Source organism: Streptomyces sp. NPDC007945 (genome assembly GCF_042958885.1).
Taxonomy (GTDB): domain Bacteria; phylum Actinomycetota; class Actinomycetes; order Streptomycetales; family Streptomycetaceae; genus Streptomyces.
The window spans coordinates 98,352-118,805 of sequence record NZ_JBIBJV010000003.1 but is presented as its reverse complement, the minus strand read 5'-3'; the positions used below and the strand labels follow the sequence as shown (position 1 = coordinate 118,805).

19 protein-coding genes, 1 tRNA gene, 1 other RNA gene and 1 pseudogene are annotated in these 20,454 nt (G+C 72.1%); 7 read left to right on the top strand and 15 right to left on the bottom strand.

Features of this window, described 5'->3' with window-relative positions; genetic code table 11:
- Positions 1-19: 19 nt before the first annotated feature.
- A complete protein-coding gene (gene upp / locus ACFZCF_RS11275; protein ID WP_388442112.1) occupies positions 20-655 on the top strand; it encodes a uracil phosphoribosyltransferase in 636 nt (211 codons plus the stop codon).
- Positions 656-668: 13 nt separating this feature from the next.
- On the opposite strand, the gene ACFZCF_RS11270 is transcribed toward upp, so the two are convergent.
- Together ACFZCF_RS11270 and ACFZCF_RS11265 are read right to left on the bottom strand one after the other, a co-directional pair.
- Positions 669-1,298: a LytR C-terminal domain-containing protein gene (locus ACFZCF_RS11270; protein WP_391286155.1), complete on the bottom strand. Its 630-nt coding sequence runs from the start codon at positions 1,296-1,298 to the stop codon at positions 669-671.
- A gap of 116 nt (positions 1,299-1,414) precedes the next feature.
- Entirely contained in the window at positions 1,415-1,711 is a 297-nt protein-coding gene (locus ACFZCF_RS11265; protein WP_003999914.1) for a type II toxin-antitoxin system VapB family antitoxin, read from the bottom strand.
- 96 nt (positions 1,712-1,807) lie between these two features.
- On the opposite strand from ACFZCF_RS11265, the gene ACFZCF_RS11260 reads away from it, so the two are divergent.
- On the top strand, positions 1,808-3,448 hold the full coding sequence (locus ACFZCF_RS11260) for a helicase HerA-like domain-containing protein (protein ID WP_391286154.1): 1,641 nt from the start codon (positions 1,808-1,810) through the stop codon (positions 3,446-3,448).
- A 178-nt stretch (positions 3,449-3,626) separates the two neighbouring features.
- Here the strand turns inward: ACFZCF_RS11260 and ACFZCF_RS11255 are convergent, their stop codons facing one another.
- The 5 genes and pseudogenes from ACFZCF_RS11255 to ACFZCF_RS11235 all read right to left on the bottom strand — a co-directional run bounded on the left by ACFZCF_RS11255 (position 3,627) and on the right by ACFZCF_RS11235 (position 8,545).
- Positions 3,627-5,177, bottom strand: coding sequence for a M28 family metallopeptidase (locus ACFZCF_RS11255; RefSeq protein WP_388442103.1), 1,551 nt, complete (start codon positions 5,175-5,177; stop codon positions 3,627-3,629).
- Positions 5,178-5,292: 115 nt separating this feature from the next.
- Positions 5,293-5,976, bottom strand: coding sequence for an HhH-GPD-type base excision DNA repair protein (locus tag ACFZCF_RS11250; RefSeq protein WP_391286151.1), 684 nt, complete (start codon positions 5,974-5,976; stop codon positions 5,293-5,295).
- Positions 5,977-6,113: 137 nt separating this feature from the next.
- Positions 6,114-7,043: pseudogene (pip, locus tag ACFZCF_RS11245) on the bottom strand (prolyl aminopeptidase); the annotation flags it as partial.
- Positions 7,044-7,170: 127 nt separating this feature from the next.
- On the bottom strand, positions 7,171-7,746 hold the full coding sequence (locus ACFZCF_RS11240) for an RBBP9/YdeN family alpha/beta hydrolase (RefSeq protein ID WP_388442097.1): 576 nt from the start codon (positions 7,744-7,746) through the stop codon (positions 7,171-7,173).
- Between the two features lie 115 nt (positions 7,747-7,861).
- Positions 7,862-8,545, bottom strand: a complete 684-nt coding sequence (locus ACFZCF_RS11235; RefSeq protein WP_388442094.1) for a TetR/AcrR family transcriptional regulator — start codon at positions 8,543-8,545, stop codon at positions 7,862-7,864.
- Positions 8,546-8,714: 169 nt separating this feature from the next.
- Here ACFZCF_RS11235 and wrbA point away from each other — a divergent pair, with 169 nt between their 5' ends.
- Entirely contained in the window at positions 8,715-9,323 is a 609-nt protein-coding gene (wrbA, locus tag ACFZCF_RS11230) for an NAD(P)H:quinone oxidoreductase (RefSeq protein ID WP_391286148.1), read from the top strand.
- A gap of 67 nt (positions 9,324-9,390) precedes the next feature.
- Here the strand turns inward: wrbA and ACFZCF_RS11225 are convergent, their stop codons facing one another.
- The 3 genes from ACFZCF_RS11225 to ACFZCF_RS11215 form a co-directional block, all read right to left on the bottom strand.
- The gene (locus ACFZCF_RS11225) at positions 9,391-9,678 is read right to left on the bottom strand and encodes a metal-sensitive transcriptional regulator (protein WP_043224790.1); all 288 of its coding nucleotides are present in this window, start codon (positions 9,676-9,678) and stop codon (positions 9,391-9,393) included.
- Positions 9,679-9,814: 136 nt separating this feature from the next.
- Entirely contained in the window at positions 9,815-11,923 is a 2,109-nt protein-coding gene (locus ACFZCF_RS11220; RefSeq protein WP_391286670.1) for a TerD family protein, read from the bottom strand.
- Positions 11,924-12,122: 199 nt separating this feature from the next.
- Complete coding sequence (locus ACFZCF_RS11215; protein ID WP_388443473.1) at positions 12,123-12,539, bottom strand: YciI family protein; 417 nt, start codon at positions 12,537-12,539, stop codon at positions 12,123-12,125.
- A gap of 135 nt (positions 12,540-12,674) precedes the next feature.
- On the opposite strand from ACFZCF_RS11215, the gene ACFZCF_RS11210 reads away from it, so the two are divergent.
- Complete coding sequence (locus ACFZCF_RS11210) at positions 12,675-13,304, top strand: MarC family protein (RefSeq protein WP_388442087.1); 630 nt, start codon at positions 12,675-12,677, stop codon at positions 13,302-13,304.
- A gap of 306 nt (positions 13,305-13,610) precedes the next feature.
- Here ACFZCF_RS11210 and ACFZCF_RS11205 read toward each other — a convergent pair whose 3' ends face one another.
- Both ACFZCF_RS11205 and ACFZCF_RS11200 read right to left on the bottom strand, forming a co-directional pair.
- Complete coding sequence (locus tag ACFZCF_RS11205; protein ID WP_388442084.1) at positions 13,611-14,675, bottom strand: aldo/keto reductase; 1,065 nt, start codon at positions 14,673-14,675, stop codon at positions 13,611-13,613.
- Positions 14,676-14,731: 56 nt separating this feature from the next.
- Complete coding sequence (locus ACFZCF_RS11200; protein ID WP_391286145.1) at positions 14,732-15,721, bottom strand: alpha/beta fold hydrolase; 990 nt, start codon at positions 15,719-15,721, stop codon at positions 14,732-14,734.
- 71 nt (positions 15,722-15,792) lie between these two features.
- Between ACFZCF_RS11200 and ACFZCF_RS11195 the strand changes: the two genes are divergently transcribed.
- Complete coding sequence (locus tag ACFZCF_RS11195) at positions 15,793-16,266, top strand: carboxymuconolactone decarboxylase family protein (protein WP_391286144.1); 474 nt, start codon at positions 15,793-15,795, stop codon at positions 16,264-16,266.
- A 4-nt stretch (positions 16,267-16,270) separates the two neighbouring features.
- On the opposite strand, the gene ACFZCF_RS11190 is transcribed toward ACFZCF_RS11195, so the two are convergent.
- Complete coding sequence (locus ACFZCF_RS11190; protein ID WP_189949154.1) at positions 16,271-16,486, bottom strand: DUF4287 domain-containing protein; 216 nt, start codon at positions 16,484-16,486, stop codon at positions 16,271-16,273.
- 156 nt (positions 16,487-16,642) lie between these two features.
- Positions 16,643-17,317, bottom strand: a complete 675-nt coding sequence (locus tag ACFZCF_RS11185; protein ID WP_391286142.1) for an ATP-binding cassette domain-containing protein — start codon at positions 17,315-17,317, stop codon at positions 16,643-16,645.
- Positions 17,318-18,290: 973 nt separating this feature from the next.
- Between ACFZCF_RS11185 and ACFZCF_RS11180 the strand changes: the two genes are divergently transcribed.
- Positions 18,291-19,523, top strand: a complete 1,233-nt coding sequence (locus ACFZCF_RS11180) for a DNA sulfur modification protein DndB (RefSeq protein WP_391286141.1) — start codon at positions 18,291-18,293, stop codon at positions 19,521-19,523.
- 562 nt (positions 19,524-20,085) lie between these two features.
- On the opposite strand, the gene ACFZCF_RS11175 is transcribed toward ACFZCF_RS11180, so the two are convergent.
- Positions 20,086-20,170, bottom strand: a tRNA-Ser gene (locus tag ACFZCF_RS11175).
- A gap of 119 nt (positions 20,171-20,289) precedes the next feature.
- Here ACFZCF_RS11175 and ffs point away from each other — a divergent pair.
- Positions 20,290-20,388: signal recognition particle sRNA small type (ffs, locus tag ACFZCF_RS11170), an RNA gene on the top strand.
- The last annotated feature ends 66 nt before the right edge of the window (positions 20,389-20,454 follow it).

The following is a 20,454-nucleotide window of genomic DNA, read 5'->3' as shown; positions in this document are numbered from 1 at the left end:
GGCGGGCTACTGTGGGGTCATGCGTCTCCACGTCGTCGATCACCCGCTGGTCGCCCACAAGCTCACCACCCTGCGCGACAAGCGCACGGACTCCCCGACCTTCCGCCGGCTCGCCGACGAGCTGGTCACGCTGCTCGCCTACGAGGCGACCAGGGACGTGCGGACCGAGCAGGTCGACATCGAGACCCCCGTCACGCGGACGGCCGGCGTGAAGCTGTCGTACCCGCGTCCCCTGGTCGTTCCGATCCTGCGCGCCGGGCTCGGCATGCTCGACGGCATGGTGCGGCTGCTCCCGACGGCCGAGGTCGGCTTCCTGGGCATGATCCGCAACGAGGAGACGCTGGAGGCGTCGACCTACGCCACCCGGATGCCGGAGGACCTCTCGGGCCGCCAGGTGTACGTGCTCGACCCGATGCTGGCGACCGGCGGCACGCTGGTCGCGGCGATCAAGGAGCTGATCCGGCGCGGCGCGGACGACGTGACGGCCGTGGTGCTGCTCGCCGCCCCGGAGGGCGTCGAGGTCATGGAGCGCGAGCTCGCCGGCACGCCGGTGACGGTCGTGACGGCCTCGGTCGACGAGCGGCTCAACGAGGCCGGCTACATCGTCCCGGGCCTCGGCGACGCCGGCGACCGCATGTACGGCACCGCCGAGTAGGTCCCGGAAGGGGTCAGCAGCGGGTCGGCGCGGGCTTGGGCTTGTTGAGGGCCACCAGCGCCGCGTCCGCCGTCGCCTTGGGCGACAGGTTCTTGAAGGCCGTACCGATGATCAGGTCGACGTCCGCCGTGGTGCGGGCGTCGACCTTCGTCGTGGCGCCGGCGAGCTGGGTGCCGAGGACGGCGAAGGCGCCCTTGGTGGCGGTCGGGGCGCCGAGCAGCACTCCCGCGCCGGGGACCTTCTTGTCGTAGGCGGCGGGCGCGTTCCCGATCTTGCCGATGGCGAAGCCGCGCTTCTTCAGCTCGTCGGCGGTCGCCTTGGCGAGCCCCTTGCGCGGGGTCGCGTTGTAGACGTTCACCGTGACCTGCGCGGGCTTCGGCGGCTTGGCCGCGGCCGAGGCGCTCGGGGCGGGCGCGGGCTTGCAGTCGGCCTGCCTGCCGGCGGTCGTCTTCCGCGTGTCGTCACCGCCGGAGAAGACGTCGACGAGCTGGAGCGTGCCCCAGCCGGCCGCGCCGAGCACGACCACCGCTGCGGCCGAGGCCAGAACGATCCTGCGCCGCCGGTGGGGTCGGCGCATGCGCGGGTAGACATCCCCCGTGATGCGGTACTTTCCGCCCATGCCGGGGGGAGTGAGCATGCTCATGGGCGCAGCGTAATGCCGCCCGTGCGGGATGCCTACTTGATGATCATGTGATCGCGTCCGGATGGGCGCGAACTGCCCCCGAAAGGATCAGCGCGGGGGCCCTGACGGCGGTGACGTCAGTCCAGTTCGAGCACGCGCGCGTGGAGCACCTGGCGCTGCTGGAGGGCCGCGCGGACGGCGCGGTGCAGTCCGTCCTCGAGGTACAGGTCGCCCTGCCACTTCACGACGTGCGCGAAGAGGTCGCCGTAGAAGGTGGAGTCCTCCGCGAGCAGGGTCTCCAGGTCCAGCTGGCCCTTGGTGGTGACGAGCTGGTCGAGGCGGACCGGGCGCGGGGCGACGTCCGCCCACTGCCGGGTGCTTTCCCGGCCGTGGTCGGGATACGGCCGGCCGTTTCCGATGCGCTTGAAGATCACACGGAAAGCCTACCGGGCGAGCGGTCCCCGGCGCAGCCACGAGGGACCGGTGGGATGCTGTCACAGACCACCACATAAGCGACATTGGGGTGCCGCATGGGCGAGGCGGAGCAGCAGGGATCCGAACGGTCCACGCCGGAGCGGGCAGCGCCGGAGCAGCCGGCGGCGCCTCCCGGGCCGGTGGCGGAGATCGCCGCCGGGTACGCCTTCGAGGGGCCCGCGCTCGACCTGGGCGCCGTGCTGTGGGACGGCGCCTGCCACCCGGAGGCTCCCGTACGGATCCCGCTGCCCGTCCTCAACCGGCACGGTCTCGTCGCCGGCGCCACCGGCACCGGCAAGACCAAGACCCTCCAGCTGATCGCCGAGCAGCTCTCCGCGCAGGGCGTCCCGGTCTTCCTCGCCGACGTCAAGGGCGACGTCTCCGGCGTCAGCGCCCCCGGCGAGGACGGCCCGAAGGTGCGCGAGCGGGCCGCGCAGGTCGGCCAGGAGTGGACGCCCACCGGCTTCCCCTGCGCGTTCTACGGCCTCGGCGGCCTCGGCCCCGGCGTCCCGCTCCGGGCCACGGTCACCAGCTTCGGCCCCGTGCTGCTCTCCAAGGTGCTCCAGCTGAACCGCACCCAGGAGCAGTCCCTCGGCCTGATCTTCCACTACGCCGACGCCAAGGGCCTGGAGCTGGTGGACCTCAAGGACCTGCGCGCGGTGGTCGCCTTCCTCGTCTCGGACGTCGGCAAGCCCGAGCTGAAGGGGATCGGCGGGCTGTCGACGACGACCGCCGGGGTGATCCTGCGCGCCCTGACCACCTTCGAGCAGCAGGGCGCGGGCGACTTCTTCGGGGAGCCGGAGTTCGACACGTCGGAGCTCCTGCGGACCGCGGACGACGGGCGGGGGATCGTCTCGGTCCTGGAGCTGCCGGCCGTGCAGCAGCGGCCGCAGCTCTTCTCGACCTTCCTGATGTGGCTGCTCGCGGACCTCTTCCACGACCTGCCGGAGGTCGGGGACCTGGAGAAGCCGAAGCTGGTGTTCTTCTTCGACGAGGCCCACCTCCTCTTCACGGGGGCGTCGAAGGCCTTCCTGGAGTCGATCACGCAGACGGTCCGGCTGATCCGTTCCAAGGGCGTCGGCGTCTTCTTCGTGACCCAGACCCCGAAGGACGTGCCGGCGGACGTCCTCGCCCAGCTCGGCAACCGGGTGCAGCACGCCCTGCGGGCCTTCACGCCGGACGACGCCAAGGCCCTGAAGGCGACGGTGCGGACCTTCCCGGAGTCGGCGTACGACCTGGAGGAGGTGCTGACCTCGCTGGGCACGGGCGAGGCGGTGGTCACCGTACTGAGCGAGCGGGGCGCGCCGACCCCGGTGGCGGTGACCCGGCTGCGGGCGCCGGAGTCGCTGATGGGACCGGTCGACCCGGCGGCGCTCGACGCGGCGGTGAAGGGCTCGCCGCTGTACGGGCGGTACGCGCAGGCGGTGGACCGGGAGTCGGCGTACGAGCGCCTGGCGGCGGACGAGGCGGCGCGCACGGCGGAGGCGGCCCGCGCGGAGGCCGCGAAGGCGGAGGCGGAGGCCGCGAAGACGGGAGCGGCCGGGACGACACGGGCGAGGGCCCCCGAAGAGGAGCCCTCGCTCGTCGAACAGGTCGTCGGCAGCGGGATGTTCAGGTCCCTCGCGCGCTCGGTCGGAACCCAGCTGGGCCGGGAGATCAGCCGCTCGCTCTTCGGGACGGCCCGCCGCCGCAGATAGGACGGCGGCGGCGGCGGGCGGGGGCGGACGGGGGGGGAGACGGAGGGAGACCCTCGGTCGACCCGGCAGACCCGGCAGACCCGGCAGACCCGGCAGGCCCGGTGGGCCCGGTGGGCCCGGGGGATCCGGGGACCCGGCAGGCCCGGTGGACGTGGGGGCCCGTCAGGCCCGGTGGCGCCTACTCGGTGACCTCGTGGTGGTCGTCGTGCAGACCGCCGTCGCTGCCCTCGCCGGTGGTCGGGACGGAGGCGACCGGGCGGCGCAGCGAGGAGATGTCGTGGGCGTAGGTGCCGACGGCGTTGGCGATGACGTCGATGTTCGCGTCGAAGGCCGCGCGGTTGACGTTGGTGATGTCGTCGCCCTCGGCGTGGTAGTTCACGTCGTAGGCGACGCCCGCCTCACCGCCGAACTTGGCGGCCTGCGCCGCGGTCTTGATGCCCTCGGCGCCGGTGAAGGTGCCGCCGGAGGGGATGCCGGCCTTGATGAACGGGCCGTAGTCGGAGCGGCCGCTGAAGTCGGTGCCCTCGTGCGGGAGTCCGCGCCGGTCGAGGAAGTCGGTGATGTCGCGTTCCAGCTGCGCGGAGCCCTCGGGACCCGCGCCCTCGCCGACGCCGTCCGAGTCGTCGCCGTCGTACACGAACAGGCCGTAGTTCGGCGAGGCGATCATGTCGAAGTTGAGGTAGAGCTTGATCTCCTTCTTGTCGAGCGCCGTCAGGTTGGCGACGTAGTGCTCGGAGCCGAGGAGACCGACCTCCTCCGCGGACCACCAGGCGAAGCGGACCTTGTTGCGGACCTTCTCCTTCGACGCGGCGAGCTCCAGGGCGGTCTGGAGGAGGCCGGCGGAGCCCGAGCCGTTGTCGTTGATGCCGGGGCCGTCGGTGACGGAGTCGAGGTGCGCGCCGAGCATCACGGTGTTGGCGGCGTTGCCGCCCTTGGTCTCCGCGATGACGTTGTTGGTGGAGCGCTTCTCCTTGAGCTGGCGGATCTCGTAGGAGAGGTTCACCGGGCCCTTGGCGAGGTCGGCGAGGAGCTGCTCGCCCTCGGCCTGGGAGACGCCGGCGGTCGGGATCTTCCCGGCGTCGGCGTCGCCGAGGGTGCCGGAGAGCAGGCCGGTGGTGTTGTTGTAGACGATCGCGCCGACGGCGCCGGCCGCGGCGGCGTTGGCCTGCTTGGTCGCGAAGGGGCAGACGCCGCGCTTGATCAGGGCGATCTTGCCGGTGAAGGCGCCGGCGGCGAAGTCGCCCGGCTCGCAGCCGGACGAGCCGTCGGCGTCCAGCGGGACGGCGGCCAGGGCGGCGGTGATGCCGCCGACCGGCGTGGACGGCGTGTAGGTCATCGCCCGGACGCCGAGCGTGCGGGGCGCGGCACCGAGGACGGAGGCCTTCTGGGCGAGGGTCTCGGTGTAGATGAAGTCGAACTTCTCGTACGAGACGTTGTAGCCGGCCTTCTTGAGCTGCGCGTACACGTACGCGGCCGAGGCGTCGTGGCCGAGGGAGCCGGCCGCGCGGTGGCCGCCGGCCGAGTCGGCTATCGCCTGGAACTTCTCCAGGTGCCGGAAGGCGTCCGCGCCGGTGGTCTCCCGGACCAGCTTCTTCGCCAGCTTGGCGGCGTCGCGGGCGGGCGCGGCCGCGGGGTCCTTCACGGCGGTGGCCGGAGAGGCGAGGACCAGGGGGGTGGCGAGGGCCGCCGCGGCGATGACGGCCGCGGTACGACGCTGGGTTGCGTTCACGGAAGTCCTTCCCGATGGGGATGAGGTTGAGGGGAAGTTAGCCACGGGAAGGGCGATCTGTGAACACGTCTGGCGCAAATCATGTCAGCTTGAACAGGATTGACATCTGGAATTCTCAATTCCCGGAAGATTTGCCGCTCTTGCCGGACTTCGGGGTCTTGGTCGCCTTCGCCGCGCCGGTGTCGCCGGTGCCCTCGGTGCCCTCGGCGGCCTTGGAGGCTTTCGCCGCCTTGGCGGCCGCCTTCATCTCCTGTTTGTGGGCGCGGACCTTCGCGAGCGAGGCGGGGCCGGTGATGTCGGCGGCCGAGCGGTACGCGCCCTGCTCGCCGTAGGGTCCGGCCGCCTCCCGCCAGCCCGTGGGGCGGACGTCGTACCGCTTGCCGAGGAGGGCGAGGAAGATCTGCGCCTTCTGCTTCCCGAAGCCGGGCAGCGACTGGAGCCGCGCCAGCAGCTCCGTGCCGCTGTCGGCGGTGCGCCAGACGGCCTCGGCGTCGCCGTCGTACTCCTCGACGAGGTACCGGCACAACTGGTGGATCCGCTGGGCCATGGACCCCGGGTAGCGGTGCACGGCCGGTTTCTCCGAGAGCAGCGCGGCGAAGGCCTCGGGGTCCTGGGCGGCGATCTCGTGCGCGTCCAGGTCGTCCCGGCCCATGCGCTCGGCGATGGTGTACGGGCCGGAGAAGGCCCATTCCATCGGGACCTGCTGGTCGAGGAGCATCCCCACGAGCGCGGCGAGCGGCGACCGCCCGAGGAGCGCGTCGGCCTCGGGATGCTGGGCGAGGTGGATCTCGGGGCTCATGTTCCGATGATCCCGCCGGGCGGGTCGGCGCGCCTGGCGGAGACCCCCGGAGGGAGCCCCGGACGCTCCCGGAGGAGCCCCGAGCCCCCGGGTGCTCTCGGAGGAGCCCGAGCCTCCGGGTGCCCCCGCCCGCGTTCTCAGGCGTCCGCGAAGCGTTCCAGTGCCTCGGTGATCAGTCGCCGGGTCTCGCCGCCGCCGAGGTGGCCGGCCTGTTCGACCACGTGGAGTTCGGCGTCCGGCCAGGCGCGGGAGAGCTCCCAGGCGGTGGTGAGGGGCCCTCCCATGTCGAGCCGTCCGTGGACCAGCACGCCGGGGATGCCTGCGAGCCGGTGCGCGTCCCTGATCAGGGCGCCCTCCTCCAGGAAGGCGCCGTGCGCGAAGTAGTGCGAGCAGATCCGGACGAAGGCGAGCCGGGTGTCGTCGACGCGGTCGGTGTACGGGGTCCCCATGCCCTCCATGGACAGGACGGCGTCCTCCCAGGCGCACCAGTCGGCCGCCGCCCGCTCCCGGACGGCCCGGTCGGGGTGGTTCATCCGGGCCGCGTACGCCCCCACCAGGTCCTCCGCGTCGTCCACACCGGCCCGGAACCGCTCGTGCGCCTCGGGGAAGAAGCGGCCGACGCCCTCGTACAGCCAGGCCGTCTCGGAGCGCCGGGTGGTGGTGACGGCGGCGATGACGATCTCGCTCACCCGCCGCGGGTGCGCCTCCGCGTACGCCAGGATCAGCGTCGAGCCCCAGGAGCCGCCGTACAGCAGCCAGCGGTCGATCCCCAGGTGGACGCGGAGCCGTTCCATGTCGGCCACCAGGTGGGCGGTGGTGTTGACGGAGAGGTCGGCGGCCGGGTCGCTCGCGTGCGGGAGGGAGCGCCCGCAGCCGCGCTGGTCGAACTGGACGACCCGGTACTTCTCCGGGTCGAAGAGCCGGGGAGCGGTGGGGGAGGACCCGGAGCCCGGCCCGCCGTGCACGACGAGCGCGGGCTTGCCGTCCGGGTTCCCGTACACGGCGTAGTGGACGCGGTTGCCGTCCCCGACGTCGAGCAGTCCGCTCTCGTACGGGACAGGGACAGGGACAGGGGCGGGAACCGGGGCGGGAACCGCATCCGGCCCCGGGTCCCGCGTCGGCCGGTGGTCCTCGGCCCGGGCGGGGGGCCGGGACGCGGGCGGGGGAGGAGTGTCGGAGCGCATCCGCCCGACGCTACTCGGCGCCGGTGATCCTGGTCTCGGGGTTTTCGCACCAGCGCAGCACCGCGGGCCAGGGCCCGAAGCCGCTGTCGGGGGTGAGGTGGCCGCCGCCCGCGACGAGGTCGAGGTCCAGGCCCAGGGGCGCGCCGTAGTGCAGGTCGGCGCCCTCGGGGCAGTACGTGTCCCCGTCGCCGTACACGAGCCGGGCCGTCACGCCCTGCTCGGCGAGGTCGAGCCCCTCGGCGAAGGCGGCGATCTCCGGGATGCCGGCGGTGACGCCGGGGGAGGGCGGGGCGACGAGCAGCACCCGGTCGGCGTCGGGCCGCCGCGCGCCGGCCCGCAGCCAGAGCAGTACGGACAGGCTGTGCGCGAGGACGACGAACTCGCCCTCGGCCGGCCGCTTCCCGTGCTCGTCGAGGGCCGCGAGCCAGTCGTCGAGGACGGGTGCGTCCGGCTCGGGCAGCTGCGGATAGCGGACCTCGTGCCCGCGGGCCCGCAGCTCCCCGGCGAGCCAGTGCTGCCAGTGGCCGGCGGGCCGGTGGTTCTCGAAGCCGTGGAGGATGAGGAAGGTCTTCGGGGTGGTGGTCATGCGGTGATGGTGAGGCGCGCGGGCCCGCCGGTCCAGAGGGTTCCGAGGGCTGGACGGGGCGCCCGCGGCGTGAACCGCCGCCGCCCCTTCTCCTCCCGTCAGGCCCGTCCTCCCGTCAGGCCCGAAGGCGGAGCAGCTCCCGTACGCCCGCCTTGACCCGCTCGGCGGGCAGGGCCTGCTCCACCGAGAGGTGGTGCATCAGGTCCGGCGAGAAGGGCGCCAGGAGGAGATGGGCGAGGAGGGCGGAGTCGCCGCCGGGCCGGAGCCGGGAGAGCAGCATCGCCACGTGCGTGTGCATCACCTGGTAGGCGCCGCTGTGGTAGCGGGCGCGGGGCGCGGCGGAGTGCGCGGCGAGCAGCAGGGGGCGCTGCTCGGCGACGCGGTCGACGAGCGCGTCGAGGAAGGCGTCGAGCCGCTCGTCGGCGGGGGCGCCCGGGCCGAGCGGCGGCGGCCCGCTCATGTACGCCTCCTGGAACTGGCGCTCGCGGTCGTCGAGGAGCGCCCACAGCAGCTGGGAGACGTCGCCGAAGCGGCGGTAGACGGTGCCGACGCCGATGCCGCTGGCGTGGGCGACCTGGTTCATGGTGACGGCGTCGGGGCCCTGCTCGGCGACGATCCGGGCGGCGGCGTCGAGGATCCGGCGGCGGTTGCGGGCGGCGTCGGCGCGCTCGGAGACGGGCGCGGCGCCGGTACCGGGGCCGGCGTGCGGCCCGGTGCCGGGGGCGGTCGACAGCACGGTGAGCAGTCGCGCGGATCCGTCGCCGTCCGCTGCCGGCGTGCCCGGTGTTCTCGTGCTCATCGGCCCGTTCCTGCCCTTCGTCGCGCCCCCGTCGTCGATGTCCCCGTCCTTCGAGCATACCCGCCCCCCTTGCGAAGCGGATCGCTATCCGCTTACCCTCGGAACGGCTAAACGGAAACCGATCCGCTTATCTGTTCCATTGATCGTGGTCGCGTGCGAGGAGCCCGTCATGTCCGTCAAGGTCGCCGTCGTCTACTACTCGTCCACCGGAGCCGTGCACCAGCTCGCCCAGGCCGTCGCCGAGGGCGCCGAGAAGGCCGGCGCCGAGGTCCGCCTGCGCCGCGTGCCCGAGCTGGCGCCGGACGCCGCGATCGACGCCAACCCGGCCTGGCGAGCCCACGTCGACGCCACCGCGGGCGTCGAGGTAGCCACCCTGGACGACCTGGAGTGGGCGGACGCGTACGCCCTCGGCTCGCCCACCCGCTTCGGCAACGTGGCGGCCCAGCTCAAGCAGTTCGTCGACACCACCGGCGGCCTGTGGCAGCGCGGCGTCATGGCGGACAAGCCCGCCACCGCCTTCATCAGCGCGCACAACCTCCACGGCGGCAACGAGTCCACGCTGCTCGCCCTCTACAACACCTTCCACCACTGGGGCTCGGTCATCGTCTCCCCCGGCTTCACCGACCCGGCCGTCTACGCGGCCGGCGGCAACCCCTACGGCACCGCCCACCCCGCCGCCAACGGCGCCCCCGGCGAGGAGGTCCTGGCCGCCGCGCGCTACCAGGGCACCCGCCTCGCCACCATCGCCAAGCGCCTCAAGGGCCTGGCGGTCGACTGACCCGGCCCGAACGCGGAGCGCGCCCCGGCGGAGGACCTCCACCGGGGCGCGCCCACGTCCAGCGCTCTCAGGCCAGCGACAGGAACAGCTTCTCCAGCCGGGCCCGCATCTTGTCCGGGTCCTCGCCGTCCCGCTTCCCGTTCTCCATCTCGGTCAGGCACTGCTGGAGCCCCGTCGCGATGATCGCGAATCCGGCCCGGTCCAGCGCCCGCGAGGCCGCCGCCAGCTGCGTCACGACCTCCTCGCAGTCGCGCCCCTCCTCGATCATCCGGATCACCCCGGAGATCTGGCCCTGCGCCCGGCGCAGCCGGTTCAGCACGGCCTTCAGCTCCGCGCCCGCGAGATCGAGTTCCACAACCACTCCTCAGCAGATACCCCAGGGGGCAGCCCGACCCCCACCACGAGGATCCCTCCACCCAAGGATGACACCCACCGAACCATTCCCCCGCCCCCCGACCCGGCACCCCGGGGGGACCGGCGGGGCGGGCGGTTCAGGCGGTCCCGGCGGTGGCCTTCGCGCGAGACGGCCGCCGCTGCTCGAACGGGCCGAGGTGGGCGACGACGGAGCCGTAGAACCGGTCGACGGCGTCGTCCACGCTCCGGATGAAGCCGGACTCGGCCGCGCCGCGGGTGTTCCCCATCCCCTTGAAGAGCGAGAGCCGGAAGCCCGCCATCGCCGCGCCGTCCTTCGGCAGCAGGTCACCCGGTTCCGGCCGCAGGCGTTCCAGGGTGCCGCGGGGCCCCGTCCGGCCCTCCACGAGGGTCTCGACGTGGAGGTCGGCCGGTGCGGCCTCCAGGGCGCGGACGAGCCGCTTCGCGACCGCCAGCGGATAACCGCCGGCGGGGGCGGGGAGGTCGACCGACGTACGGATCTTGCCGGTACGGAGGTCCGCCGTGATCGACAGCACCGACTGCGTGCCGTCGATGCGCAGCTCCGCGCCGAGCTTGCCCTCCTCGCAGAGCCGGTCGGCGAGCGCCGCGCGCCGGGACTTCGGGTCGGTGCCCCGCTGCGCGCGCTGCACGGGAAGGGCCTTCTGGCCGAGCTCGCCGCCGAGCCGCAGGCACACCTGCCGGATCAGGCGCTCCCAGCTCTCCACCACCTCGACGGCGCGAGGATCGCCCTGGCAGAGCGTCTCGTCGTCGATGCCGTTGCGCACGGGGACCCAGCTGGCCCCCATGTTCTGGAAGCCGTGGCAGCCCGAGTTCTCGTGCTGGAGGTAGTGGAGCAGTTCCTGGAGCAGCCAGACGTGCGCCGCGTTGCCCACCCCCTCGTGGCGGATCAGCATCTGCGCCTGGTGCGCCACCTCGGCCCAGGAGAGGTGCCAGAGCGAGACCTTGTGCTTGCGGCGCCCGTCCGTCTTCACCTCGACGAGCGGAGTCCCCTCCAGGGCCACGTCGTTCGAGAGCGTGACGACGGCCTCGTAACCGCGCCTCGCCGCGATGTCCATGTAGTTCTGGACCTGCTCGGACTTCAGCGGATTGCCGTTGGTCTTCGTCTCCACGAGCGCGGTCCAGAGCTTGCCCGCCCGCTCCACCCGGATGACGCCGTCCGGCCGCTTCGGAGTGTCGCCGTGCGGGAGGGACACCTCGGTGAAGGTCTGCATCCGGCCCGCCGGGGCCCCGAACCCGGCGGTCAGCCGCCGGCCGAACTCCGGAACCTCGGCCATGACCGAGAGCAGCACCGAGGTCGCCCGCACCTCCCGCTCCCGGTCGCTCTTGTAGGACGGCACCGGGAAGAGCCGCGCGGGCTTCCAGGAGTCGTTCTCCGCCAGGGACTTCTTCGCGGTCCGCGGCAGAGTCACCTTCTTCTTGGCGGTCCTCGTCCCGCGGCGGCGCCCCGCGGCAGGCGGCTCGTCGGACTCCGCGGCGGTGACCCCCGAGGGCGCGGGCGACCCCGCCGGGGCGTCACCGGGGGACGAGGGCGGCGGGGCGGAGAGGGCGTCCGACAGGCCGGAACCGGAGCCGAAGCCCGCGACGGAGCCGGAGACGGAGACGGGGGCGTCGTGCGGCGAGGACGTGGGCTGGGCGGGGATCCCGTCGACGACGGGGACGGCCGCTTCCTCCTCCTCGGCGATGTCGATGCCGAAATCCGTGGCGAGTCCCGAGAGCCCCGTCTCGTACCCCTGCCCGACCGCCCGGAACTTCCACTCGTCGTGGCGCCGGTAGAGCTCTCCGAAGATGAACGCCGTCTCGACCGTGGCGTCCGTGATCGAGAACCCGAGCAGGGCCTCGCCCGACCGGTCCGACAGGGTGAGGCGCAGGTCGTTCAGATCACCGAAGGACGCGCCGCCGTACTGGCTCGCCGCCACCAGGATCCGCTCGACGTCCGCGGGGATCGCCGTGAGGTCCAGACCGATCCGGTCCTCGCTGCCGTTCTCCGTCGGGACCTTGCCGAGGAGCTGGACGCTGCCGTCCTCCGCGGCGGGGTGGTTGTAGAAGTAGAAGTCCGCGTCGCTGCGCACCCTGCCGCTGCCGTCGAGGAGCAGCACCGAGACGTCGGCGTCGCCGTCTCCCGCCGCGCTGCTCCAGCTCAATCCGACGACCACCGATCCCGTGTCCTCGCTCAGCGAGGCAAGGCCGATGTTGGCTCCCTTGGGCAGCTCGTGCACGCGTCCCCCCGGACTCTGCGAAGTGATGTACGCCCCGGGGAACCGTAGCGTCCGCACCCAGAGCTCGGGGAGGGAATGTGAAATTCGGACGACTCCGCGGGCCCCGCCCGCGAACCGAGGCCCGCGGGCCCGGGACCGGCGGAGCGGCCGGAGCCGAGGCCCGCGGGCCCGGACAGGCGGGGCGGCGGGCTCAGGACTGGGAAGGGCCCTGTTCGTCGATGCGGCGGATGACGACCGGGTACTCCGGGGCGCCCTCGGGCTGGGGGCAGCGGGCCACGCGGGCGGCGATCTCCGTCACCCGGTCGAGGCTCTCGCACTCCAGGACCCAGTAGCCGGCCAGGACCTCCTTGGTCTCGGCGTACGGGCCGTCGGTCACCACCGGGCGGCCGTCGGCGTCCAGTGAGACGTGCCGGGTCTCGCCCGGGTCGGCCAGGCCCTGCCCGTCGAGCATCTCGCCGCTCTCCAGCAGCTCCTTGTTGAGCGTGTTCATGAAGTCGAACATGGCCGTCAGGGACTCCTTGTCCCAGGCCGGGCTGTGCGCCGAGCCGCGCCCGGACATCGCCTCGTAGTCGGCGTGCGAGCCCTGGACCATCACGAGGTACTTCATGGTGTCCTCCGCATGCGTGCGTGCCGTGTGAACCTCTCTCGAAGGTGGGTCGGAACCGGCCTGCAGATCTCGACACCGCGCGGGCGACCCATCGAAATCCCACGGTAATCACCCGACCGCCCCATGATGTCCGCTGTGCCGTCCTTCACCTTTGCCGCCGCGTTCATCACGTTCTTCTCCGTCGTCGGACCGCCGAAGGTGCTCCTCTCCTTCGCCGGCCTGGCCCAGGTCCACCCGGTGCGGCAGCTCCGCACCATCGCCCTGATCTCCTCCGCCGCGGCCGTCGTCGTCGGCATCGTCACCGGCAGCACGGCCCCCTGGCTGCTCGACCTCTTCCACATCAGCACCCCGGCCCTCCAGCTGGCGGGCGGCGTCATCTTCTTCATCTACGCCGTCGGCCTCGTCCTGGGCGTGCACCTCGGCTCCGACGGCCCGCACGACGACTCGCCCGACACCGTCAGCGGCGTCCGCGAACTCCTCATGCCGTACGTCGTCAGCCCCCTCGCCATGACCGCCCTGCTCATCGAGGCGGCCGCCCGCGACTCGATCGGCTGGCGGTCCACCGTCGTCGGCGCGTACATGACCGTCATCGCGCTCGACGTCGTCTGCGTCCTGCTCCTCGCCCCGATCCTGCGCCGCACCCACCACGCCACCATCGCGCTCCTCGGGCGGCTCCTCGGCCTGCTGCTCGCCGCGGTCGGCGTGGACCTCGTCCTCGACGGCCTCTCCGAGCTGGGCGTACCGGGCCTGGACCGGTACCACTAGGGGCCACTAGGGGCCACTAGGGGCTCACGCGTCGAGGAAGTACGTCACCGTCCGCACGAAGCCGGGTCGGCCGCCCGCGTTCCCCTTCGCTCCGCCGCCGGGCACGGGCACCGCAGCCGGGCAAGGCCCCCGGCCGCCGGGCACCCACACCGCCGACCGCCCGGCGCTCCTCGCGGTGGGCGGCGCCGAGCGGTTCGCCTCCGGACCGAGTGGTTCGCCCTTGGTCGAGTGGTCCGCCCCGGGTGGCCGTTGCAGCCGCGGCCGGCCGTTCCATCCGCTCCGTCCCCCGTGTCGCCGCGCCGCCCCTCAGCCGTCGGACGCGGCCCGCTCCTCCAACGGGCGCCGTCGCAGCGCCGGTTCGGTCAAGGACGGCGGTCGCCAGACCCCGTCGGCGCGGTAGGCGTCCGTCCCCGGCGGCACGATCGCGTCGATGCGGTCGAGCACCGCGTCGTCGAGGACGAGCGAGGCGCCCTTCAGCAGCCCGTCCAGCTGCTCCATGGTCCGGGGCCCGAGGATCACGGAGGTGACGGCCGGATGCGCGGCGGCGAAGGCGACCGCGAGCTCGGGCAGCGAGCAGCCGATCTCCTCGGCGAGCAGCGCGAGTTGCTCGACGAGGTCGAGCTTCGCCGCGTTCTCCGGCAGCGCCGGGTCGAAGCGGTGCGGGGTGATCGCCGCCCGCCCCCGCGACATGTCCACCGGACGCCCCTTGCGGAACGCCCCCGAGAGGTAGCCGGAGGCGAGCGGCGCCCAGGTCAGGACGCCCATCCCGTACCGCTGCGCCACCGGCAGCACCGCCGTCTCCACCCCGCGGGCGAGCAGCGAGTACGGCGGCTGCTCGGTCCGGAACCGCCGCAGCCCGCGCCGCTCGGCGACCGCGTGCGCCTCCACGATCCGGTCGGCGGGGAAGGTCGAGCACCCGAAGGCCCTGATCTTCCCCTGGGAGACGAGGTCGCCGAGGACGTCGAGGGTCTCCTCGATGTCGGTGCGGTGATCGGGCCGGTGCACCTGGTACAGGTCGATCCGGTCCGTCCCGAGCCGCGCCAGGCTGGCCTCGACGGCCCGCACGATCCAGCGCCGCGAGAGCCCGCCCCTCGCGGGCCCGTCGCCGCCGACGGGGAAGTACACCTTCGTCGCGAGCACGGTCTCGTCGCGGCGGCGCGGGTCGCGCAGCGCCTTCCCGACGATCTCCTCGGACTCGCCGGCCGAGTACATGTCGGCGGTGTCGACGAAGTTGATCCCCCGGTCGAGGGCGGAGTGGATGATCCGTACGGCGTCCTGGTGGTCGGGGTTGCCGACCGCCCCGAACATCATGGTGCCGAGGCAGTAGGTGCTGACTTCGATCCCGGTCCCGCCGAGTACCCGATAGCGCATGCGCCGCACCCTAGGGGTTGGAGCGGACTCCAACGCAAGCCCCCGGGCGCCACCGGCTACCGCCGCGCGCGGTCCACCTCCCGGAGGAACGCCACCACTGCCCCGTACACCTCTTCCGGCCGCTCCAGATGCACGTCGTGCCCGGCCCCCGGCAGACAGACGCCGCGCAGCGCGGGCTGCCGCCCCGCCATCCCGTCCCACTGCTCCGCGTCGATGATCCCGTGCTGTCCGAGCACCGCGAGCAGCGGTACGTCGACGGCGTCCCACTCCTCCCACCAGGAACGGACGGCGTTCTCGTCGAGCGAGGCGGCCAGCACCTCGGCGTCGAACCGGGGCCACCACCCGCCGTCGCGCCGTTCGAGCCCGGAGGCCCAGCCCTCCCCGACGGCCCCGCCGCCGAAGTACGAGACGGCCGCCTCCCGGCCGGCGAAGGGCACCGGCCACCCGCGCAGCCACCCGGCGACCCCCGCCACGTCCTCGGGCGTGGACCCGGCGGGCCCGGCCTCCACCAGGACGGCGCCGGCGATCCGCGGATGCCGCCGGGCGGCGGCGAGCAGCGCGGCGTGCCCGCCGTAGGACTGCCCGACGAGCACGAAGCCCCGCTCCCCGCGCCCGTACCCGCCTTCGTACCCGCGTCCGTCCCGACTCCCGTGTCTGTCCGGGCCCCCGTACCCGCGTCCGTCCCGGTCCCCGTCTCCGTCCGGGCCCCCGAACCCGCGCCCGTCCCCGCTCCCGCGCCCGACCCCGTCTCCGCCTTCGTCCCGCCCGAACTCCTCGACGACCCCGAGCACGTCGTCGACGTACGCCTTCCGGGACACGTCCGCCGGGGCCCGCTCGCTCCTCCCGTGGCCCCGCTGGTCGAGCGCGAGCACGCGGTACCCGTCCCGGCGGAGCGACCGGGCGAGCCCGTCCCACTCCCCGCAGTGCCCGGCGAGCCCGTGGAGGAGCAGCACCCCGGCCCCGTCGCCGCCCCAGTCGCGCACGGACAGCCGGACGCCGCCACGCGTGAACTCCCGAGTGACGTACGCCACATCTGGCTCGGTCACATTCATCCCCCGCCCTCCGTCAACCCCATGAAAGCCCGGAGAGAACCCCCGAACACACCACGGAGAATCACATGAACCCCCGCCTCAACCTCTTCGCCAGCCCCGTCGCCGGCAAGGTCGTCAAGCACCTCGCGTCGGCCGGCTTCGCGATCCCGGACGCGGTGCTCCCGCACAGCACCCAGGAACTCGTGAAGATCCGCGCGAGCCAGATCAACGGCTGCGGCTTCTGCCTCGACATGCACACCAAGGACGCCGCCGCGGCCGGCGAGACGGCCCTGCGGCTCCACATGGTCGCCGCGTGGCGCGAGGCCACGGTCTACACGGACGCCGAGCGCGCTGCCCTCGAACTCACCGAGCAGGGCACCCGCCTCGCCGACCACCACACCGGCGTCACCGACGCCGCCTGGGAGAACGCGGCCAAGCACTACGACGAGGAGCAGCTCGCCGCCCTGGTCTCGCTGATCGCCCTCATCAACGCCTTCAACCGCCTCAACGTCATGGCGCGGACGCCGGCCGGCGACTACGTCCCCGGCCAGTTCTCCTGACGGCCTACTTCCCGTCCTCGGCCCGCACATGAGCCACCAGCGCGTTGGCGTGCCCGTGCCCGAGACCGTGCTCCCCCTTCAGCCAGGCGACGAGCTCCATGTGCTTGTCGAGCGGTGAGGAGCGGATCACCTCGAACCACTCGGACACGGGCCGCCCGTACTTCTTCTCGATGGAGGGGAAGTAGCTGGCGGGGCCCTTGGGGGCGGGTGCGGTGGACACGATGACCTCCGGAACTAGCGGAACGGAACGGAACAGAACGCAATCGAAACGTATGCGCACCCATGAAGACCCCGCTGCCCCCGGAAACTCATCGCCGAGGGTGAGTACGCCCTCCGCTCCCGCGCCTCACCGGAGGCAGGCCCAGGAGCGAGGGCCTCACACCGTCACCCGCTGGGCGAGGACGCCGTCCACCATCACGTACCGGGTGTCGGCCCGCGCGGCCACGTCCGGGTCGTGGGTGGCGACCACCACCGCCGTGTCCAGCTCTCGCGCGAGGCGCAGGAACTCCTTCAGGACCGTCTGCGCGTCGGCGCTGTCGAGAGCTCCGCTCGGCTCGTCCGCGAAGACCACGTCAGGCTGGTGGACGAGCGCCCGCGCGACGGCGATCCGCCGGCGCTGCCCACCGGACAGCCCGGCCACCCGGCGCCGGAGCAGGTCGTCCATCCCCAGCCGCCCGAGGACGCGCGCCGCCGCCGCGTGCGCCCGGTCCTTCGCGACCCCTGCCAGGCGGAGGGGCAGCGCGGCGTTCTCCTCCACGGTCAGTTCGTCGAGCAGCTCCCCGTACGGGACGACGAAGCCGATCCGCTCCCGGCGCAGGGCGTTCAGGTCGGCGTCGGACAGCGACGACAGCCGCACCCCGTCGAAGGTGACCGTGCCGTTCGCGGGCGGCAGCACACCCGCGAGGCAGTACAGCAGCGAGGACTTCCCGGAGCCGCTGCCGCCCGTGATCGCCGCCACCTCACCACGCGCGAGCGAGAAGTCCGCGCCGTTGACGGCCTGCTGTTCTCCGTAGAAGAAGTCCACGCCCTCGGCGCGGAGGATGAGGTCCACGTGCTGGGCCTTCCTGCGATAAGGGGAGCCGCCGAGCACGGGCCCCCTCGGGCGGTCGAGGGCAGCGAAGGAACTCCCGGAGCCGCGAGCAGTCGTCCGGCGGGAGGGATCCCTGAGCCCCGGCAGGCCGGATCGCCACCTGATCGGTCACGGGCACCGCCGGCCCCCCGACGACCGCCGCAGTGATCGACTCCTCCAACTGGCCCATGGAGCACTCCTCATGGCTGGGATCGACGGGTCGTCGCAGAACGTATCGGCTGCACTGCGCCCGGAACGTGGCAGGAACGTCATTTCGACCGGACCACCGCCCGATCCGGTGACCGGAAGAACGGAAGAGGGTCAGGGCCCGTAGGGGTGTCCGCCCGCACATCCCTGACGCACGTTCGATCGGACGCCGTGCGCCGGACGCCGTGCGCCGGACGCCGTGCGCCGGACGCCGTGCGCCGGACGCCGGACGGCAACGGTGACCAAGGCATCGACCCCGGAACGACGAAGGTCCCGACCGCGCGGCGGTCGGGACCTTCGTACGTCCTGCTGGGCGCTGGCGGAGGATACGAGATTCGAACTCGTGAGGGGTTGCCCTCCGACTCGCTTTCGACTGTCCGTGGGATGCCGCCGGCGTTCGCAAGGGTTCATGCGGCAGCCGGACGGGAAGCGCGAACGGCGGTGAACCCTGGTTATCACCAGCGCATTGGACAAAGAAGGAGGGCAAAGAGGGGTGCCGTCCGCATCCTCCGTGGCTTACTGCCTGACGTGCGGAAGGGACTTCCGGGTGTGGCTGGTCTGACGTAGAGAGCGATTGCCGCAGTCGCATTTGAGCAAAGTATCTATGCACCTCAGTTGACGGATCGCCTGCTGCGGCAAGGAAAGTTGACGATTCTGCCCACCTCGGTTGACCGTCTGACGGGGCGTCCGATAGCGTCTCAATAGATGATGATGCGTCAAAATGACGCATGGTTGGGGGGAATAACTCATGGCCATTCCCAAGTCTCTGAAGCCGGTCACCACCGGCCTGCCCGTCGACCTCCGGGAGATTCGTAAGGGGGTTATGGCGAACGGCGTCATCGACTGTGAGAACCTGCTCGCCATCGTCAACGACCCCCAGGAGGTCGAGGACGCGACCAAGCGCGCCCAGAAGGCCGGACAGCCGGTCAGCGAGTACGCCCGTACGCGTGCCGAGATCCAGAGGCTCATCGGCACGGCAGGCAGTAAAAAGGCCAAGAACGTCGGCGAGTACGCCGATTACATCGCGGCTGGCCTGCGGGGGGACTACGGCGAAGGCTGGTCGCTGCCGCAGATCACGTTGTGGTCGCCGCGTCCGCTGGTCATCTCTGAGGAGGGCTCGTCGGCCCTGCCTATCAAGGACGGCCTCTACGCTCTCGACAGCGAGACCCAGGTCACTGCCTGGCACCGGATCAAGAGGAACCCGGCTGCGTTCGAGCTGGAGGAAGACTTCGACTTTGGCGCGATCCCGCTGTCATTCGAGATCTTCCACGGCATCAGTACCATCGCCGCCCGCCAGATCTTCCACGACCGCAACCTGAAGGGCGTTCCGGTCGACAAGTCCTTGGCCATGTCGATGGATGGGCGGGACTTCGGCACGACCGTGACGCGCAAGTTGATGGAGTCACTGAAGGTGTCGGTCGATGAGACCACGGTCCCGCTGTCCAACCTGATCCTCACCGGCAAGCGTCAGGTGTCGGACAAGGCTCCGGAGTGGATGACGTTGTCGGTCCTGCGGACTCTCATCTCCACGGCCATGCTCGGTAAGGCTGGCATCCATGCCGCGTCGACCGGCATCGAGCACGAGGACATTCCCGCTGACTCCAACGGCGACCGCCCGGACAAGCTTGTCGTCCAGCGTGAGGTCATGGAGACCGTAGGTGAGTTCCTTCAAGAGAACGCCGCACTCTTCCACGCCAAGACTGCCATCACCGCCCCTGCAGTCGTGGCCGGCCTCGGTGCGACCATGAACCGGACGATGTCCTGGAGCACGGACCCCCTGCCCGACGGCGTCACCCTGGAGCGCCTGCTGGAGGGCATCCAGTGGGAACGTGAGGCGAAGTACTGGAGCGGCATCGCCGCCAAGGAAACCGGGCGGGGCGTGTCCTGGGCCGGTGGCGCCCGCGACTCTGGGCACAAGGTCTACGACGCGTTGAACCACCCTGAGAGTGCTGCGGGTAAGCAGATCCGCGGACGGTTCTAGTTCCGATGCCGCGAAACGCGCGTACGCCTGCCGGAGCGGCGATGCAAGCATAGGTTTCGATTACCGCAGGTGATGGCCCCTGACCAGGAACTCGTGGTCAGGGGCCATCACCTTTCCGCGCACGAACGACACAGGTTGGGGAATGCCTAAGCGGTGGCGAGGGCGCCCCATCTGCGCTGGGCCGACAGCGCGCCGTCGATGACGGCCTCGCCCTGGCCTCCGTCGCCCTTACGGGACGGCGTGGTGGATCGGCCGCAACACCACCCAGCGGTGCCGCCGGCACTCCGCCATCACGGTGGCGGCCGGGTCGGCGTGGCTGACCGGCGCCTGCCTGGCCGGACCGACGGCCGGGCCACTGGACGACCCGTTCCTCATGGGCGTGCCCGTGGTCGCGCTGTCGTGGGACGTGCGCATGGTCATGCGCCGCACCGACGGCCCGGCGGCCGAAGCGGCGGGGGCAAGGGTCCCGTGGACGAAGATCAGGACAACGGGGCCTGACGGTAACGACGAAGGGCCCCGCTGGTAACCAGCGGGGCCCTTCGTTCGCCTGTTCAGGCGGCTGCGGAGGATACGAGATTCGAACTCGTGAGGGGTTGCCCCCAACACGCTTTCCAAGCGTGCGCCCTAGGCCTCTAGGCGAATCCTCCGTGGAGAACATTACATGACCGCGGAGGGTGCTCGCGAACGTGATCCACGAGGGGGAGGGGGAGGGGAGGAGGTCGGGTGGGAGGGGGCTGATGTGGGGGTTCGGATCGGGTACGCTGGGCGGAGCCCCTCACGCGGCGCTATCTGACTGAACTCCCCCAGGGCCGGAAGGCAGCAAGGGTAGGTCGGCTCTGGCGGGTGCGTGGGGGGCGCTTGCGTTCCCGGCGACGGTGGTCGGTGGCCGTCGATGCCTGGCGGCCGGTGGGCGCCTGGCGGGCCGTGCGTT